Below are 16,092 nucleotides of genomic sequence, written 5' to 3' on the forward strand. Positions count from 1 at the left end.
AGTACGCACTTTGGAGTGGGTGGTTACCCCAAGGTGAGCGAACAGGTGGGGAGGGGTGCGCGATGGCGGTGACACGAAGGCCCGGTGCCGATCACTGCGGGATCGCCGCGGCGATGTCGGTGATCGACGGCAAATGGAAGGTTTCGCTCCTGTGGGAGCTGGAGCGGAGCCCGCGACGCCGTTTCGGTGAACTGCGCAGGCTCGTCCCCGGTGTCTCCGAGAAGGTGCTCGCCGCGCAGCTGCGCGAGCTGGAGCAGGACGGCATCGTCCACCGTGAGGTCCACGAGGAGGTCCCGCCGCGCGTCGAGTACTCCCTGACCCCGCTGGGACAGGGACTGAACGAGGCCCTGGAGCCCCTGGGGGAGTGGGGTGCAAAACATCTGCTACCGGACTCCGCGTAGCCGACTCGTGATCGGCCGGCGGCCTCCGGCACCCCCCGGTGGGCCCGTAGTATGCATGGCGGCAGCATGTGCCGAGGCCGTCTCTCACTGTCCTTGAGTCCGCCCTGGCCGGAGCTTCGGGAGAAGCGCGGAGCCGGGCAGCGGCTTGCCGAGCCACGACCGGCCACCGGGCCGAGGACCGACCAGCAGTAGGGACACAGCAGTGACAGTCAGTACCGAGGGCACGGTCGCCGTGCTGCCCCCGGGCGGACCGGCCGCGCCCGCCCGCCCGATACCCGCCCTCCCGCGCGGTCTCGGTGCGCGAGGCACGCTCCTGCTCCTCGAAGCCGTCGTCGCGTTCGGCGCGGCGCTCGTGCTCCCGTTGCTCGCCGTCCGCTTCAGGCTCGACCCGCTGGACCGGATCGCGCAGGTCAGCGGCCTCGCCGCGATCCAGCTGCGGTTCGCGCTCGTCGGTCTGCTCTTCATCGCCGCGGTGGGGCTGGCCATGCGGCTGCGGGGAGGCCGGCACTTCGACCTGGCCGCCCGGATCGCCGCCGCCGCCCTCGCGGGCCTGGCCAGCGGCTTCGTCGCCGCCGGCGCGGTCGTCGCCCTCCACGGCACGCCCTGGCCGATGTTCGGCCTCAACGGCGACAGCGGCCGCATCGTCGAGTGGGCCCACGCGGTGGCCAACGGCCGCCCCTCGGGCTCGCCGGTCTACCCGCCGGCCCCCCTCTACACCCTCGGCTACTACGCCGAATGGTTCCGCGGCGGCAACACCGCGTACGCCTTCAAGGACCTCCAGATCCTCGGCGCCGCAGCCTTCGGACCGCTCGTCTACCTCTGCTGGCGCATGCTGCTCGGCCCGGTCCGGGCCCTCGCCTTCGGCGTGGCCCCGGCCTTCGCGCTGATCGACGCGTACAAGCCGTACAGCCAGACCGTGCTCGTGGTGCTCGTACCGGTCCTGGTGGCGATGGTGGTGTCGCTCAGCCGCACCGGCACGCAGGCCTGGCGGCCGCTCCTGCTGAAGGGCGCCGGATTCGGCGCGCTGCTCGGCCTGCTGTTCCTCACCTACTCGGGCTGGTTCCTGTGGAGCGCGGCGGGTGTGCTGTTCGCCGCGCTGCTGTACTTCCCGTGGCGGACCGGCCGGCTCGGCCGGCTCAAGGGCGCGGCCTTCCTCGGCACGTCCCTGGCGGCCTTCCTCGTGGTCGCCGGGCGCTACCTCGCGGTCATGCTGACCGAGGGGCAGACCACCAAGGACTACAACTTCCGGTTCGACAACTTCACCGACCCGGCGTACTACCTCATGTGGCGCACGGACATGCCGGGCAAGGTCGGCGAGTGGCCGCCGCCCGGCGAGTACGGCGGCGTCGGCCTGTTCGCCCTGGTCACCTTCGTCTGCCTGGGCGCCGCGATCTGGCTGGGCATCCGCAGGCCGATGGTGGTCACCGTCGCCGCGATGTTCATCAGCGCGTGGGTCATGCGCATGTACATCGCCTCGCACATGTACGAGACGCAGACCGTGCAGCTCTACACCCGCACGAACAACCAGCTCCTCTACTGCGGGCTGCTGCTGTGCGCACTGGTCGTCCACCTGGTCTCGCAGCGCATGGCCGCGCGCCGGGCCGAGCCCGCGAGCAGCACCACGGAAGGCACCGGATTCCCGGGCCGCGAAGGCGCGGTGATCGGGACCCTGTGCGCCCTGCTGCTGCTCCTCGGCACCGTCTCCTCCTCGATGGCCGACCGCTACATGCCGGCCAAGGAGAACACCTACCGGATCCTGCCGTGGGTCTCGCACACCATCATGGAGCAGGACGGCAGCTGCCCGAAGTACGCGCCCGGCGGTACCTGTTCCAAAGACGGCGACCAGAGCTGGCTGAGCTTCATCCGATGACCCGGGGGAACCGATGATCTCCGCACTGACGCGGCTGGCCGACTGGTCCGCCGGCACACCCAGGCGGCTCTGGCTGATCTCGTTCGCGCTGTTCTTCGCGCTCGCGGGCTCCTGGTCCGCCGCCAGCCCCATCGGCGGCTCTCCCGACGAACACGCGCACTTCGTCCGCGCCGCGGGCGCCGCCCGGGGCCAGATCAGCGGACCCCTGGTGATGGTCCCGCACCGGGTGGCGGGCATCGACGGGCAGTTCGCCGAGGCCGGCATGCAGCTCCCGGAGTGGTACGGGAAGCTGGCCACGGTGCACGAGTGCTACGCGTGGCGCCAGTCCCAGCCCGCGTCCTGCGCGCCCTCGCTCGGCACCTCCGAGAAGATCGTCCAGGTCCCCACGGCGGCCGGCCGCTACCACCCGGCCTACTACCTGGCGACCGGGTGGCCGAGCCTGCTGGTCGACGGCCCCAAGGGGCTGTACCTCATGCGCTTCGTGTCGGCGCTGCTCTGCTCGGCCCTGCTGGCGAGCGCGGTGGTCACGGCCGCCGAGTGGCGACGGCGCTCGGTGGCGGTGCTCGGCGTGCTCGCCGCGGCCACCCCGATGACGCTCTACATGTCCGGCATGCTCAACCCCAGCGGCGGCGAGATCGCCGCCGGGATCCTGGTGTGGACGGCCCTGCTGTCGATCGTCCTGTCACCCGACCCGGTGCTGCTCAACCGCCGGCTGGCCCGACTCGGCGTCGGCGGCCTGGTACTGATCAACATCCGGCCGCTCGGGCTGATCTGGTTCGGCGGCGCGGTGGTCTTCTGCCTGCTGCTGACGCAGCGGCGCGGCGTGCTGGGGCAGGTGCTGCGCCGCAAGGCCCTGTGGCTGTGGACGGCCCTGCTGGGCCTGGCGACGGCCGGTGCGCTGCTCTGGGCGGCGAGGCACCCGGACCGTTCGAAGATAGACATCCCCGACTCGCTCACCTCGGCCGTGGCCGCCAAGCGCACCCTCGGCAACACCGACTGGTACATCAAGCAGATGGTCGGCTTCTTCGGCTGGCTGGACACCCCGGGCCCGGCCCTGCTGTACCTGGTGTGGATGGGGGTGCTCGCGACGCTCGTCGTGCTGGCGCTGGTCTACGGCAACCGGCGCGACGTGGTGGCGGTGCTCGGCATGCTGGTGGCCATCGTGATGGTGCCGGTGGCCGCGCAGGCCTCGGAGGCGGAGCGGATCGGCATGGTGTGGCAGGGCCGCTACCTGCTGCCCTTCGCCGTCGGCCTGCCGCTGATGGCCGTACTGATCTGCGCCACCCGCGTCCCCGAGCGCGGCTTCCCCCTGCGACGGCTGGTCGGCCTCTCCGCCGGCGGCTTCGCCGTGGCCAACGCGGCGGCCTTCTACTGGACGCTGCGCCGGTTCGCCGTCGGCAACAAGGCCTCGTGGGTGCCGACCTCGGCGCACTGGGCCCCGCCCGGCGGCTGGGTCTTCTGGACCGGCGTGTACACGGTGGCGGCGCTCCTCATCGTGGTGCCCGCCCTGGTCTCGGACCGCAAGGCCGCCGCGCCGCGGCTCCCGGACCTCGACACCCCGCCGGCGGACCGGCCCGTGCGGGTGCCCGAGCCCGCCTGACGCACCCCGCCCGAGGCACCCCGGCTGTGCTGTGTCAGGCGGCCGGGCCGGCGATCTCGGCGGTGACCACCGACGGCGTACGGTCGTCCGCCTCGGCGAGCAGGCCGCCGCCCGGGGCCCACACGGCCGCCCGGCCGCAGCCCGTCCACGGGCCCGCCGGGCCGACGTGGTTGGCGAGGACGACGTACAGGCCGTGGTTCCGCGCGATGCCCGGGTACACGGCGGCGCGCTCGCCGATGCCGTCGCCCGTCCCGTACAGGGAGCTCGCCAGGTGCACCCGGCAGCCGTCGGCGGCGCCCCGGCCGGGCAGTTCGGGGAAGTGGTTGTCGTAGCAGACGCCCAAGGAGAAGCGGATCCCGCCGAGTTCGAAACGCCCGTCGCCCGTGCCGGGCGCGAAGTGGTCCTGCTCGTGCCGGAACAGGTGCTGCTTCGCGTACGTCGTCACGTGCGCGCCGTCCGCGTCGTGGACCAGCGTCGCGATGGCGGGGCGCGGACCGGCGGTGGGCAGGGCGACGTTGACGGCGGTGGCGATCCCGGCGGAGCGCAGCGGGTCCAGGCGCGGGTCGTCGGCGGCGGTCCACAGGCCGGGATCGGCCGCCAGCGCGTCCAGTTCGTACCCGGTGAGCGTGAGCTCGGGGAACACCACCAGCTCGGCGCCCTGTTCGCGGGCCGCGGCGGCGAGGGCGGCGGCCCGCGCGGCGTTGGCGTGGACATCGGCGGGGAGGCAGGCCATCTGGGCTGCGGCGATCTTCACTTGGCCGAGGATGCCGGACCCGGTGGAGTCCGGGGGCTCCGGGGGGTCGACGTACCGGCGGGGCGGAGGGATCCTGTAACCGCGCCCTCACGGAGCGCGGTCGACGGTTCCGGCGGGCGGGGGGTACCCGATGCGACGCGACGGCTCAGCCTGGTGACGGCCCCCGACTGGGTCCAGCCCGTCCTCACCGGCACCTTCCTGGTCCTCGCGTACCGGGTCGTCCGCACCTCCGGGGCGGGGCTGCGGTCGGCCGTGGCCTTCATGGTCGTGCTCAATGTGGGGCTGCTGTGGACGATGTGGGACGACGGGCCGCCGTGGGCGGTGCCGGCCGTCATCGCCGTCTCCCTGGTGGCCGCGGTGGTCAACACCGTCGCGGCGGCCCGGACCGCCCTCGAACGCGTCGAGCGCGTGGACACCGCCCGCTTCCGTGACCTCGTGGAGCACGTCGCGGGCTCCGACGGGCCCCAGGTCCTGGGCGTGTGCGTGACGTACACCGGCGCACTGGTCCTCACCGCCTTCGGCAGCGACGCCCGGCCCGAGGGCCGGCAGTTCCACCTGCCGCCCGGCCCGGACTGCCCGTTCTGCCTGGTGGAGGATCAGATACGGGGGCTCCTCGGGGCGGTGGACCCGCTGCTGGGCGAGTACCGCAGGCACCTGCGGGCGGGCAGCAGCCGCCACCTCCTCGTCAGGCGGCCGTCCACCGAGCAGCCCTGGACGGGCCGGCTCCGCGACCGGGCGTACTACCGGGTGCCCCGCCGCCGGCCCTCCTGCCCGGTCCACGACCCGCTGCTCGGCACGCCGTAGCCGCCGGCGCCGCTAGGCCTCCGCGGGGCCCCGTAGCAGGGTCAGGAAGGAGCGGAAGGCGGCGGGCATGTCCACCGACTCGGGGGCGAGCAGCCACTGGTACTGGAGGCCGTCCATGACGGCCGTCAGCAGCGGGGCCGCCTGTTCCGGGGTGAGGCCCGAGGGCAGGCGGTCGCCGAACTCGGCGCGGAGCACCGCCGCCATCTCCGTGCGGACCTGGGCGTAGCGCTCGGTGAAGAACTCCCGCGCGGGGTGCCCGTCGGTGACGCTCTCGCCCAGCAGCGCCGAGAAGGTCTGCACGATGCCCGGGCGCATCGCGTTGTACTCCACCAGCGAGGCCAGCAGGTCCAGGCGCCAGGTGTCGGCCGAGGCGCGCGAGCCGCCGCCGGTGTCCCAGCGGTCGCGCTCCTCCAGCACCGCGACCAGCAGCGCCTCCTTGGTCGGGAAGTAGTGCAGCAGCCCCTGCTGGGTCAGGCCCACGCGTTCCGCGACCGTGCCCAGGGACGCGCCCCGGTAGCCGCGCTCCGCGATCACCTCGACGGCCGCGCGGACGATCTCCCCGCGCCGTTCCTCGCTCCTCGCCCTGACCATCGCCCCGCGCCCCTTCCCGTCCGACTCCTGCCAGCAGGACCGTACGGCATCCTTGAGATTACGAACAGATTACGAACCCTACCGCTCAACAGGTAGCGGGTCCACGATGGGGGCACCGCACCGCACCGCACTCAATGAGGAGGCACGGCCGTGACCGATGCCGAGCAGGTCCGCACCAGCGTCGTCGAGGTGGCGCTCGGGAAGCTCGATCTCGACACCAAGACCCGGCTGCTGGCCGGGCAGGACATGTGGTCGCTGCCCGCGATCCCCGAGATCGGGCTGCAGTCCCTGGTCATGTCCGACGGCCCCATCGGGGTCCGCGGCGTGCGCTGGACCGCCGACGACCCGTCCATCGCCCTGCCCTCCCCGACCGCGCTCGCCGCCGCCTGGGACCCCGAGCTCGCCCGCCGCGCCGGCCGGCTCCTCGCCCAGGAGGCCCGCCGCAAGGGCGTCCACGTCCTGCTCGCGCCCACCGTCAACCTGCACCGCTCCCCGCTCGGCGGCCGGCACTTCGAGTGCTACTCCGAGGACCCGTACCTCACCGGCGAGATCGGCGGCGGCTACGTGAACGGCGTCCAGGACGGCGGGGTCGGCACCACCGTCAAGCACTTCGTCGGCAACGACGCCGAGACCGAGCGGTTCACCGTCGACTCCGTCATCGCCCCGCGCCCGCTGCGCGAGCTGTACCTGGCGCCCTTCGAGGCCATCGTCGCCAACGCCCACCCGTGGGGCATCATGACCGCCTACAACCGGGTCAACGGCACGACGATGACCGAGCACCGGTACCTGGTGAACGAGGTCCTGCGCGGCGAATGGGGCTTCGACGGCTGCAACGTCTCCGACTGGATGGCCGCCCGCTCCACCGCCGGCGACATCGAGGGCGGCATGGACGTGGCCATGCCCGGCCCCACCACCGTCTACGGGCCCGCCCTCGCCGAGGCCGTCCGCGCCGGGGAGGTCCCCGAGGCCGCCGTCGACGACGCCGTGCGCAACGTCCTGCGCCTCGCCGCCCGCGTCGGCGCCCTGGAGGGCGCCCCCGCCGTCGTCGAGACCGCCCCGGCCCCCGTCGACGGCCAGGCGCTGGCCCGCGAGCTCGCCGCCCGCGGCTTCGTCCTCGTGCGCAACGAGACCGCGCCCGACGGCGGGGCCGCCCTGCCCCTCGACGTCTCCGCCGGCCGTACCGTCGCCCTCTCCGGCGCCGCGGCCCGCGACGCCCGCGTCCTCGGCGGCGGCAGCGCCACCGTCTTCCCCGAGCGGATCGTCTCCCCGCTCGACGGCCTCACCGCCGCCCTCCCGGAAGGGGCCCTGACCTTCACCGTCGGCGCCGACCCCTCCGACGAACTGGTCCCCGCCGACAAGGGCTTCGAGCTCCGCGCCGTCTGCCGCGACGCCTCCGGCGCCGTCGTCGGCGAGGGCAGCCTGCCGACCGGCCAGGTCCAGTGGATCGGCGACGACCTGCCCGCCGGCGCCACGTACGAGACCATGGCGAGCATCGAGGTCCGCGGTACGTTCCTGCCGCGCGAGAGCGGCGAGCACGCCTTCGGCACCCGGGGACTGGGCGCCTTCAGCCTCGCCGTCGACGGGCGGACCCTCTGGGAGGGCGTCCAGGAGATGGGCAACGAGGCCGACCCCTTCGAGGCCTTCTTCGGCGCCCCCAGCGAGCGCGCCCGCGTCACCGTCACCGAGGGCGAGCCCGTCGAGGTGTCGCTGACGTACCAGGTCCCCGACGTGAGCGCGCTGCCGCTCAAGGCGATCATGTTCTCGCTGCTCCACCTCGGCCCGCGGCGCGACGCCGACGAGCTGATCGCCGAGGCCGTGGCGGCCGCCCGCGCCGCCGACACCGCCGTCGTGGTCGTCGCCACCACCGAGCGCGTGGAGTCCGAGGGCTTCGACCGGCAGGACCTCGCCCTCCCGGGCCGCCAGGACGACCTGGTGCGCGCCGTCGCCGCCGTCAACCCGAACACCGTGGTCGTCGTCAACGCCGGCTCCCCGGTGGAGCTCCCGTGGCGCGAGGAGGTCGCCGCCGTGCTGCTGGCCTGGTTCCCCGGGCAGGAGGGCGGGGCCGCGCTGGCCGACGTGCTCCTCGGCGACGCGGAGCCGGGCGGGCGGCTGCCCACCACGTGGCCCGCGCGGTTCGCGGACGCGCCCGTCACCGAGGTCGTCCCCACCGAGGGGCGACTGGAGTACGGCGAGGGGCTCTTCATCGGCTACCGGGCCTACGAGAAGCACGGCGTGGCCCCCGCCTTCCCCTTCGGGCACGGCCTCGGCTACACCGACTGGGCGTACGAGTCCCTGGAGGCCACCGCCGACACGGTCCGGATCCGCCTCACCAACACCGGCGCCCGGCCCGGCCGCGAGGTCGTCCAGGTCTACCTCGCCCCGGTCTCGGACACCGTGGAGCGCCCGGCGAGCTGGCTGGCCGCCTTCGCGGGCGTCACGGCCGGCTCCGGCGAGACCGTCGAGGCCGTCATCGCCCTGCCCGCCCGGGCCTTCGAGATCTGGGACCAGGAGAGCTCCGGCTGGCAGCGGATCGGCGGCGCCTACGAGGTCCGCGCGAGCCACTCGCACGGTGACACGCGGCTGACGGCCACGCTCGACATCGCGTAACACACCGTAACCATCGGAAATGGCTGGAAATCACCCGTGAAACAGCCCTGAAAGCCGGTCCGGGGGCGAGACCTGACCCTCACCCCCGGACCCTCCGTACACACCGGCGTCAACGCGGCGGTTCGGCGGCCGTCACCTGGCGGTGCGCCAGTTCCGCCAGCCGTGCCTGCCCGTCCTTGCCCGGATGGAACCAGTCCCAGCGGCTCAACTGGTCCGCCGCGAAGGGGTACTGGAACACCGCCCCGCCGTCGTAGCGGCACAGCTCGTCCTTCGCGCAGACCTCGCGCAGCACCTCGTTGTACTCGACCACCCGCGCCCGCACCTGCTCGCGCCGGGCCGTCGCCCCCGTCGCCGCCGACAGCGGATCGGCGAGCATCGACTGACAGATCCCCAGCTTCCAGATCTGCCGCACCATCGGGAGGTCCTTGCCCTGCTCCCACAGCCGTTGGAGGTCCGGCACGCTGGAGACGTACACCTGGGAGGCGGGGGAAGCGGCCCGGAGCCCGGCGAGGGCCTTCTCGAACCCGTCCCGGAACTCCGCCACCGGAGTCATCGACGAAGCCGTGGGCCGGCAGGCGTCGTTCGAGCCCACCATGACCGTGACCAGGTCGGGCTTGTGCGCGGCGGCCCCCGCCAGCTGCCCCGGCAGGTCCGCCATCCGGGCGCCGGTCACCGCGTAGTTCCAGCTGCGGGTGGGCACCTCCGCGTCCCCGAGCAGCCGGGCGGCGAGGGAGCGGACCGCGGGGTCGTTCCCGGTGGCCCAGGAGACCTCCGGGCAGTCGGCCAGCACCGAACAGGCGTCGAAACCACGTGTGATGGAGTCGCCCACGGCCGCGACCGAGGCGGGCGCCGTGTTCCAGCGCGGACCGGCCTGCGCCCCGCGCTCGCCCTCGTCGCCCGACCCGCCCGAACTGCACCCCGTCGCCGCGCCGGCCAGCAGCACGGCCGCCGCGCCCGCTCCCGCGAGGATCCGGCGCGCGCGGGGGCGCGGAACGGTGGTGCGCATGGGAAGGGCCCCTCCTTGTCGCCCCCGCATCGTTCGGGGGGTCCTGCTGAGTGAAAGCTCTGTGTTTACGGGTCTCGGAGCGACCGTACGTCACACCATGACCCCCGGCGCACGGTAGCTTTTTCCCGTGGCGTTTCGGCCGCAGGTCCCGTTGCGCAATGTCAAATAATTTCCGTTACATTACATCACGTCACATACTGTCCGTTTTCTGGAGTTTATTCCCGACCTCGTCCACCACTGGAGGTCCCGGTGACGACACGTGGAGTTCTGTACGTGCATTCCGCACCGCGCGCGCTCTGCCCGCATGTGGAATGGGCTGTTGCGGGCGTGCTCGGAGTGCGGGTGAACCTCGACTGGATCAGGCAGCCCGCCTCCCCGGGCACCTGGAGAGCCGAGTTCTCCTGGCAGGCCGAAGCGGGCACCGCCTCGAAGCTCGCCTCCGCGCTGCGCGGCTGGCACCTGCTGCGCTTCGAGGTGACCGCGGAGCCCTGTCCGAACGCCGAGGGCGAGCGCTACAGCTCCACCCCGGAGCTCGGCATCTTCCACGCCGTCACCGGCATCCACGGCGACATCCTGATCCCGGAGGACCGGCTGCGCGCCGCCCTCGCCCGGTCCGCGCGCGGCGAGACCGACCTGGAGGCGGAGATCGCCAAACTGCTCGGCAAGCCCTGGGACGACGAACTGGAGCCCTTCCGCTACGCGGGCGAGGGCGCACCCGTCCGCTGGCTCCACCAGGTGGTCTGAGAGCCCGAACGACGCGAAGGGCCCCGCACGGCGACTGCTGTGCGGGGCCCTTCGTCGTGCGCTACGGGATCAGACGCTCCGGAACGCCAGGGTGACGTTGTGGCCGCCGAAGCCGAAGGAGTTGTTGATCGCGGAGATCGGGCCGTCGGCCGGCAGCTTGCGGGGCTCGCCGCGCACGATGTCCGCGTCGATGTCGTCGTCGAGCTCGTCGATGTTGATCGTCGGCGGGGCCAGCCGGTTGTAGAGCGCCAGCACGGTCGCGACGGTCTCGATACCGCCCGCGCCGCCCAGCAGGTGACCGGTCATCGACTTGGTCGCGGAGATCGCGATGTGGTCGAGGTCGTCGCCCAGCACCTTGCGCAGGGCCTTCAGCTCGGCCGTGTCACCCTGCGGGGTCGACGTGGCGTGCGCGTTCAGGTGGACCAGCTCGGCCGGGTCGAGACCCGTGTTGTCGAGCAGGTTCTGCACCGCGGCCGCGACACCGCGGCCGGTCGGCTCCGGCTGCGCGATGTGGTGGCTGTCCGCGGACAGACCCTGGCCCAGCACCTCGCAGTAGACCCGGGCGCCGCGCGCGGCGGCGTGCTCGGCGGACTCCAGGATGACGACGCCCGCGCCCTCGCCCAGTACGAAGCCGTCACGGCCCTTGTCGTACGGACGGGAGGCCTGCTCGGGGTTCTCGTTGTTCTTGGACATCGCCATCATGTTGGCGAACGCGGCGATGGGCAGCGGGTGGATCGCCGCCTCGGTGCCGCCCGCGACGACCACGTCGGCACGGCCGGTACGGATCATCTCGACGGCGTAGCCGATGGCCTCGGCCCCGGAGGCGCAGGCGCTGACCGGAGTGTGCACGCCCGCCTGGGCGTTGACCTCCAGGCCGACGTTGGCCGACGGGCCGTTCGGCATGAGCATGGGGACGGTGTGCGGGGAGACCCGGCGCACACCCTTTTCCTTCAGTACGTCGTACTGGTCGAGCAGCGTGGTGACACCGCCGATACCGGAGGCGATCACGGTGCCCAGGCGCTCGGGCGCGATCTGCGCGTCCTCGCCGGCCGGGGCGGTGTAGCCGGCGTCGGCCCACGCCTCGCGCGCCGCGATGACGGCGAACTGCGCCGAGCGGTCGAGCTTGCGGGCCAGCGGCCGGGGCAGGACCTCGCTCGGGTCCACGGCGGCACGGGCGGCGATGCGTACCGGGAGTTCGGCGAAGCGCTCGCCCTCCAGGGGCGTCACGCCGGAACGGCCGGCAAGCAGACCTTCCCAGGTCGAAGCGCTGTCGCCACCCAGCGGAGTGGTTGCGCCGATACCGGTGACGACCACGGTGCGATTGGTCGGGCTCACAGGAATTCTTTCTCCACGTCTCAGGGGGTGCTGAATTGTCACGGCGCCACCGCCAGGTGGCGACAAACGCTCGTCAGGCTCAGGCCTGGTGCTTCGCGATGTACTCCGCGGCGTCGCCGACCGTCTTGAGGTTCTTGACGTCCTCGTCCGGGATCTTCACGTCGAAGCGCTCTTCGGCGGCGACGACGACCTCGACCATGGACAGCGAGTCGACGTCCAGGTCGTCGGTGAAGGACTTGCCGATCTCGACGTCCTCGACCGGGATGCCCGCGATCTCGTTGACGATCTCCGCGAGACCGGCGACGATCTCTTCCTGCGTGGCGGCCATGTGGCGCTCCTTCTCTGGGTAACGGGGTAGAACAGACCGGGATGTGGATCCCGGCCCTAGGGGAGGGTAACGACCGTCGCGGCGTAGACGAGTCCCGCCCCGAAGCCGATGACGAGCGCGGTGTCGCCGCTCTTCGCCGCTCCGGTCGCCAGGAGCCGCTCCATGGCGAGCGGGATCGAGGCGGCCGAGGTGTTGCCGGTGGTCTCCACGTCACGGGCGACCGTGACGTGCTCCGGCAGCTTCAGAGTCTTCACCATCGAGTCGATGATCCGCATGTTCGCCTGGTGCGGAATGAAGACGTCCAGGTCGTCGGCGGTGATCCCGGCGGCGTCGAGCGCCTGCTGGGCCACCTTGGCCATCTCGAAGACGGCCCAGCGGAAGACCGCCTGACCCTCCTGCGTGATGGCCGGGAACTTCTCGGCGGTGTCCTTGGTGCGGAACTCGTCCCACGGCACGGTCTGCTTGATCGTGTCGGACTTGTCGCCCTCCGAACCCCACACCGTGGGGCCGATGGCCGGCTCGGCCGAGGGACCGACGACCACGGCACCGGCGCCGTCGCCGAACAGGAAGGCCGTCGCGCGGTCCTCCAGGTCCGTCAGGTCCGAGAGCCGCTCCACGCCGATGACGAGGACGTACTCCGCCGACCCCTCCACCACCATGCCCTTGGCCAGGGTCAGACCGTAGCCGAAACCGGCACAGCCCGCGGAGATGTCGAAGGCGGCGGGCTTGACCGCGCCGATCCGGTGCGCGATCTCGGTCGCGACGGCCGGGGTCTGCTTGAAGTGCGAGACCGTCGAGACGATCACGGCACCGATCTGCTCGGGGGCGACACCGGCATCGGCCAGCGCCTTCCCCGAGGCCTCCACCGACATCGCGGCGACCGTCTCCTCGGGCGAGGCCCAGTGGCGGGTCGCGATGCCCGAGCGGGAGCGGATCCACTCGTCGGACGAGTCGATCGTCTCGAGGATGACCTCGTTGGGCACCACGCGGATCGGGCGGTAGCCGCCGACACCGAGGATGCGGGCGTACGGGGAGCCCTTGGCCGGCTTGATCTTGGACATGCTGTGTGGGCTCCTTCTCTCAGGCCGTCAGGTCGGCGACGAGCGCCGCGGCCTTGTCGAGATCGTCCGGGGTCTTCAGCGCCACGGTCGGTACGCCCTTCAGCGCGCGCTTGGCCAGACCCGTCAGGGTGCCACCGGGGCAGAGCTCGATGATCCCCGTGACGCCCAGTTCGGCGAACGTCTCCATGCACAGGTCCCAGCGGACCGGGTTCGCGACCTGGCCGACCAGGCGGGCGACGACGTCGGCGCCCGTGGTGACGACAAGGCCGTCCTTGTTCGAGACGTACTTCAGCACCGGGTCCGCCGGGGAAAGGGCCTCGGCGGCCTTCTCCAGCGTGGCCACCGCGGGGGCCATGTGGTGCGTGTGGAAGGCGCCCGCGACCTTGAGGGCGACGACCTTCATGGAGCCTTCGGGCTTCTCGGCCTGCAGGGCCTCGATCTGCTCCATCGTGCCGGCGGCCACGATCTGGCCCGCGCCGTTGATGTTGGCCGGGGTCAGACCCAGCTTCTCCAGGTGCGCGACGACCACGTCGAGCTCACCGCCGAGGACGGCGGCCATGCCCGTCTCGGTGACGGCGGCGGCCTCGGCCATGCCGAGACCGCGGGTCCGGACGAACGACAGCGCGTCGGCCTCGGACAGGACGCCGGCGTAGGCGGCGGCGGTGATCTCACCGACGCTGTGGCCCGCGACGGCACCGAAGGACAGGGAAGCGGGCAGCGCCGAGGCGGACAGCAGGCCCGCGGCGACCAGCAGGGGCTGGGCCACGGCCGTGTCGCGGATCTCTTCGGCGTCAGCGTTCGTGCCGTAGTGGGCAAGGTCCAGCCCGATGGCGTCCGACCAGGCGGCGACGCGGTCGGCGGCACCGGGGAGGTCGAGCCAGGGAGTCAGGAAGCCGGGCGTCTGAGCGCCTTGGCCGGGAGCGACGAGTACGAGCACCCTCACACTCTCTCTTGTGGATGGTCCCTGCCGCCCGTGGGGACAGGGACGAAGAACCGTCGGGGTAATTGTTGATGTCCGACAAAAGTCTAGGACTGGAGATCGCCGTCGGCCAGACGCCCGAGAATCAGGGCGATTCGCAGGGTGAACGCAGAGCGGACATCCGAAGGCGACCATCCGGTGACGTCGGTCACACGTCGCAGCCGGTAGCGCACCGTGTTGGGGTGCACGAACAGCATCCGCGCCGCCCCTTCCAGGCTGCTCGCCTGCTCCAGGTAGACGCTCAGCGTCTCCAGCAGCGCCGAACCGGCCTCTTCCAGCGGTCTGTAGATCTCCTCCACCAGCTGTTCCCGGGCAGCGGGATCGGAGGCGATCGCGCGTTCCGGCAGGAGATCGTCCGCCAGAACCGGCCGCGGGGCGTCCTGCCACGCCGTACAGGCCTTCAGCCCGGCCGCCGCGGCCTGCGCCGACTTCGTCGCGTTCAACAGGTCGGACACCACCGGGCCCGCCACCACCGGACCGGCCGCGAACGGCCCGATCAGCGACTTCGCCACCTGCATCGGGTTGTCGCTGCCGCCCGCGATGACGACCAGCCGGTCACCGAGCACCCCGGTGAGGACCTGCAGCTTGTGGTGGCGGGCCGCGCGGCGGATCGCCTCCACCGTCAGCTCGCTGTCCCCCTCCGGCGCGGTGCCGAGGACCACGCACACGTGGTCGGGGGAGTTCCAGCCCAGCGCCGCCGCCCGGGACAGCGCCCCCTCGTCGGCCTCGCCGGACAGCACCGCGTTGACGACCAGGGACTCCAGCCGGGCGTCCCACGCCCCGCGCGCCTCGGCGGCCTGCGCGTACACCTGGGCCGTCGCGAAGGCGATCTCCCGGGCGTACACGAGCAGCGCCTCGCGCAGGATCTGCTCGTCGCCCGGCGCCGCCACCTCGTCGATCGCGGTCTCCATGACCTCGATCGTGGTGCGGACCATCTCGACGGTCTGGCGCAGGGTGATCGCCCGGGTCAGTTCGCGCGGAGCCGTCCCGAACACGTCGGTCGAGATCGCCTGCGGGGTCTCCGGGTGCCGGAACCACTCGGTGAACGCGGCGATGCCGGCCTGCGCGACCAGGCCGATCCAGGACCGGTTCTCGGGGGGCATCGCCCGGTACCACGGCAGGGTCTCGTCCATGCGCGCGATCGCGTTGGCGGCGAGCCGGCCGGAGGACTTCTCCAGTCGGCGCAGCGTCGCGGTGTGCGGATGGGCGGGAGCGGGATGCGCGGCGTGTGTGACGGGCGAATGCTCACGTTCGGGTTGAGGCACGTGACAAGACTGCCTTATCGGGACGGGTGCGCGGAGTCCGGTCCCGTCCCGCGACCACGACCCCGCCCCGTGATCGGGTCTACCGTGGCCTCCATGATTGATGTACGACGCGGCGCGGACCGGTACGAGGGCGGGGACCCGGCCGCCGGGATCACCACCCGGCACGCCTTCTCCTTCGGGTCGTTCTACGACCCGGACAACCTGCGCTTCGGCCCCGTCCTGGCCTGCAACGAGGAGGTCCTCACGGCGGGCGCCGGATTCGACGAGCACCCGCACAGTCACACCGAGATCGTGACCTGGGTCGTCGAGGGCGAGCTCACCCACCAGGACAGCACCGGCGAGAAGGGCCTGGTCCGGGCCGGGGACGTGCAGCGGCTCAGCGCCGGATCCGGCGCGCGGCACGTGGAGCGCAACGACGGCACCGGCCGGCTGCGCTTCGTGCAGATGTGGCTCGCCCCCCTCGCCGCGGGCGGCGAACCCTCGTACGAGGTGGTCCGCGGCATCGCCGACGGCACGCCCTACGAGGTCCCCGCGGCCGGCGCCGTCCTGCACGTGCGGCGGCCCGGCGCGGGCGAGCGGGTGGCCGTGCCGGCGGCGGAGCGGGTGTACCTGCACGTGGTGCGCGGGGACCTGCGCCTGGACGGGGAGGAGCTCGGCCCCGGGGACTCGGTGCGGATCACCGCCGAGCGGGACCTGGAGATCACCGCCGGGTCCCCCGGGGAGCTGCTGATCTGGGAACTGCCCTGA

General features: G+C 72.5%; 15 protein-coding genes. 7 read left to right on the forward strand and 8 right to left on the reverse strand.

The features are described 5' to 3' along the window. Nucleotides 1–62 precede the first annotated feature (62 nt). The 3 genes from ACFYZ4_RS28000 (at nt 63) to ACFYZ4_RS28010 (ending at nt 3,871) form a co-directional block, all read left to right on the forward strand. Nucleotides 63–401, forward strand: coding sequence for a winged helix-turn-helix transcriptional regulator (locus tag ACFYZ4_RS28000; protein WP_390785140.1), 339 nt, complete (start codon nt 63–65; stop codon nt 399–401). A gap of 202 nt (nt 402–603) precedes the next feature. After that, a complete protein-coding gene (locus ACFYZ4_RS28005; RefSeq protein WP_390785141.1) occupies nt 604–2,271 on the forward strand; it encodes a hypothetical protein in 1,668 nt (555 codons plus the stop codon). 13 nt (nt 2,272–2,284) lie between these two features. Next, nucleotides 2,285–3,871 carry a DUF2142 domain-containing protein gene (locus ACFYZ4_RS28010; RefSeq protein WP_390785142.1) on the forward strand — a complete coding sequence of 529 codons (1,587 nt, stop codon included), beginning with the start codon at nt 2,285–2,287 and terminating at the stop codon, nt 3,869–3,871. Nucleotides 3,872–3,905: 34 nt separating this feature from the next. On the opposite strand, the gene ACFYZ4_RS28015 is transcribed toward ACFYZ4_RS28010, so the two are convergent. Beyond that, on the reverse strand, nt 3,906–4,625 hold the full coding sequence (locus tag ACFYZ4_RS28015; RefSeq protein ID WP_390785143.1) for a carbon-nitrogen hydrolase family protein: 720 nt from the start codon (nt 4,623–4,625) through the stop codon (nt 3,906–3,908). 153 nt (nt 4,626–4,778) lie between these two features. Between ACFYZ4_RS28015 and ACFYZ4_RS28020 the strand changes: the two genes are divergently transcribed. Further along, nucleotides 4,779–5,429 (forward strand): hypothetical protein, encoded by a 651-nt coding sequence (locus ACFYZ4_RS28020; RefSeq protein WP_384342066.1) that lies wholly within the window; start codon nt 4,779–4,781, stop codon nt 5,427–5,429. 12 nt (nt 5,430–5,441) lie between these two features. Here ACFYZ4_RS28020 and ACFYZ4_RS28025 read toward each other — a convergent pair whose 3' ends face one another. Continuing rightward, entirely contained in the window at nt 5,442–6,020 is a 579-nt protein-coding gene (locus tag ACFYZ4_RS28025) for a TetR/AcrR family transcriptional regulator (protein ID WP_351291103.1), read from the reverse strand. A 150-nt stretch (nt 6,021–6,170) separates the two neighbouring features. On the opposite strand from ACFYZ4_RS28025, the gene ACFYZ4_RS28030 reads away from it, so the two are divergent. Then, on the forward strand, nt 6,171–8,627 hold the full coding sequence (locus ACFYZ4_RS28030) for a beta-glucosidase (RefSeq protein WP_390785144.1): 2,457 nt from the start codon (nt 6,171–6,173) through the stop codon (nt 8,625–8,627). 109 nt (nt 8,628–8,736) lie between these two features. On the opposite strand, the gene ACFYZ4_RS28035 is transcribed toward ACFYZ4_RS28030, so the two are convergent. Next, entirely contained in the window at nt 8,737–9,633 is an 897-nt protein-coding gene (locus ACFYZ4_RS28035) for an SGNH/GDSL hydrolase family protein (RefSeq protein WP_384342072.1), read from the reverse strand. Between the two features lie 249 nt (nt 9,634–9,882). On the opposite strand from ACFYZ4_RS28035, the gene ACFYZ4_RS28040 reads away from it, so the two are divergent. Next, nucleotides 9,883–10,377 carry a DUF3145 domain-containing protein gene (locus ACFYZ4_RS28040; RefSeq protein ID WP_351291109.1) on the forward strand — a complete coding sequence of 165 codons (495 nt, stop codon included), beginning with the start codon at nt 9,883–9,885 and terminating at the stop codon, nt 10,375–10,377. Between the two features lie 69 nt (nt 10,378–10,446). Here ACFYZ4_RS28040 and fabF read toward each other — a convergent pair whose 3' ends face one another. The 5 genes from fabF to ACFYZ4_RS28065 form a co-directional block, all read right to left on the reverse strand. Beyond that, nucleotides 10,447–11,712 (reverse strand): beta-ketoacyl-ACP synthase II, encoded by a 1,266-nt coding sequence (gene fabF / locus ACFYZ4_RS28045; protein WP_351291111.1) that lies wholly within the window; start codon nt 11,710–11,712, stop codon nt 10,447–10,449. Between the two features lie 79 nt (nt 11,713–11,791). Further along, nucleotides 11,792–12,040 (reverse strand): acyl carrier protein, encoded by a 249-nt coding sequence (locus tag ACFYZ4_RS28050; protein ID WP_351291113.1) that lies wholly within the window; start codon nt 12,038–12,040, stop codon nt 11,792–11,794. Between the two features lie 56 nt (nt 12,041–12,096). Further along, nucleotides 12,097–13,101, reverse strand: a complete 1,005-nt coding sequence (locus ACFYZ4_RS28055; RefSeq protein ID WP_030711310.1) for a ketoacyl-ACP synthase III — start codon at nt 13,099–13,101, stop codon at nt 12,097–12,099. A 19-nt stretch (nt 13,102–13,120) separates the two neighbouring features. Further along, complete coding sequence (locus tag ACFYZ4_RS28060; RefSeq protein WP_390785145.1) at nt 13,121–14,038, reverse strand: ACP S-malonyltransferase; 918 nt, start codon at nt 14,036–14,038, stop codon at nt 13,121–13,123. A gap of 89 nt (nt 14,039–14,127) precedes the next feature. Then, nucleotides 14,128–15,345, reverse strand: a complete 1,218-nt coding sequence (locus ACFYZ4_RS28065) for a helix-turn-helix domain-containing protein (protein WP_351291119.1) — start codon at nt 15,343–15,345, stop codon at nt 14,128–14,130. A 93-nt stretch (nt 15,346–15,438) separates the two neighbouring features. Here ACFYZ4_RS28065 and ACFYZ4_RS28070 point away from each other — a divergent pair, with 93 nt between their 5' ends. Continuing rightward, a complete protein-coding gene (locus ACFYZ4_RS28070; protein ID WP_351291121.1) occupies nt 15,439–16,092 on the forward strand; it encodes a pirin family protein in 654 nt (217 codons plus the stop codon).

Source organism: Streptomyces sp. NPDC001513, assembly GCF_042894695.1.
Classification (GTDB): domain Bacteria; phylum Actinomycetota; class Actinomycetes; order Streptomycetales; family Streptomycetaceae; genus Streptomyces.

Excerpts from the sequence above, each read along its gene's own strand:
- ACFYZ4_RS28050 (WP_351291113.1), bottom strand. The coding sequence starts at position 12,040 with ATGGCCGCCACGCAGGAAGAGATCGTCGCCGGTCTCGCGGAGATCGTC.
- ACFYZ4_RS28000 (WP_390785140.1), top strand. The coding sequence starts at position 63 with ATGGCGGTGACACGAAGGCCCGGTGCCGATCACTGCGGGATCGCCGCG.
- ACFYZ4_RS28070 (WP_351291121.1), top strand. The coding sequence starts at position 15,439 with ATGATTGATGTACGACGCGGCGCGGACCGGTACGAGGGCGGGGACCCG.
- ACFYZ4_RS28025 (WP_351291103.1), bottom strand. The coding sequence starts at position 6,020 with ATGGTCAGGGCGAGGAGCGAGGAACGGCGCGGGGAGATCGTCCGCGCG.
- ACFYZ4_RS28010 (WP_390785142.1), top strand. The coding sequence starts at position 2,285 with ATGATCTCCGCACTGACGCGGCTGGCCGACTGGTCCGCCGGCACACCC.
- ACFYZ4_RS28035 (WP_384342072.1), bottom strand. The coding sequence starts at position 9,633 with ATGCGCACCACCGTTCCGCGCCCCCGCGCGCGCCGGATCCTCGCGGGA.
- ACFYZ4_RS28055 (WP_030711310.1), bottom strand. The coding sequence starts at position 13,101 with ATGTCCAAGATCAAGCCGGCCAAGGGCTCCCCGTACGCCCGCATCCTC.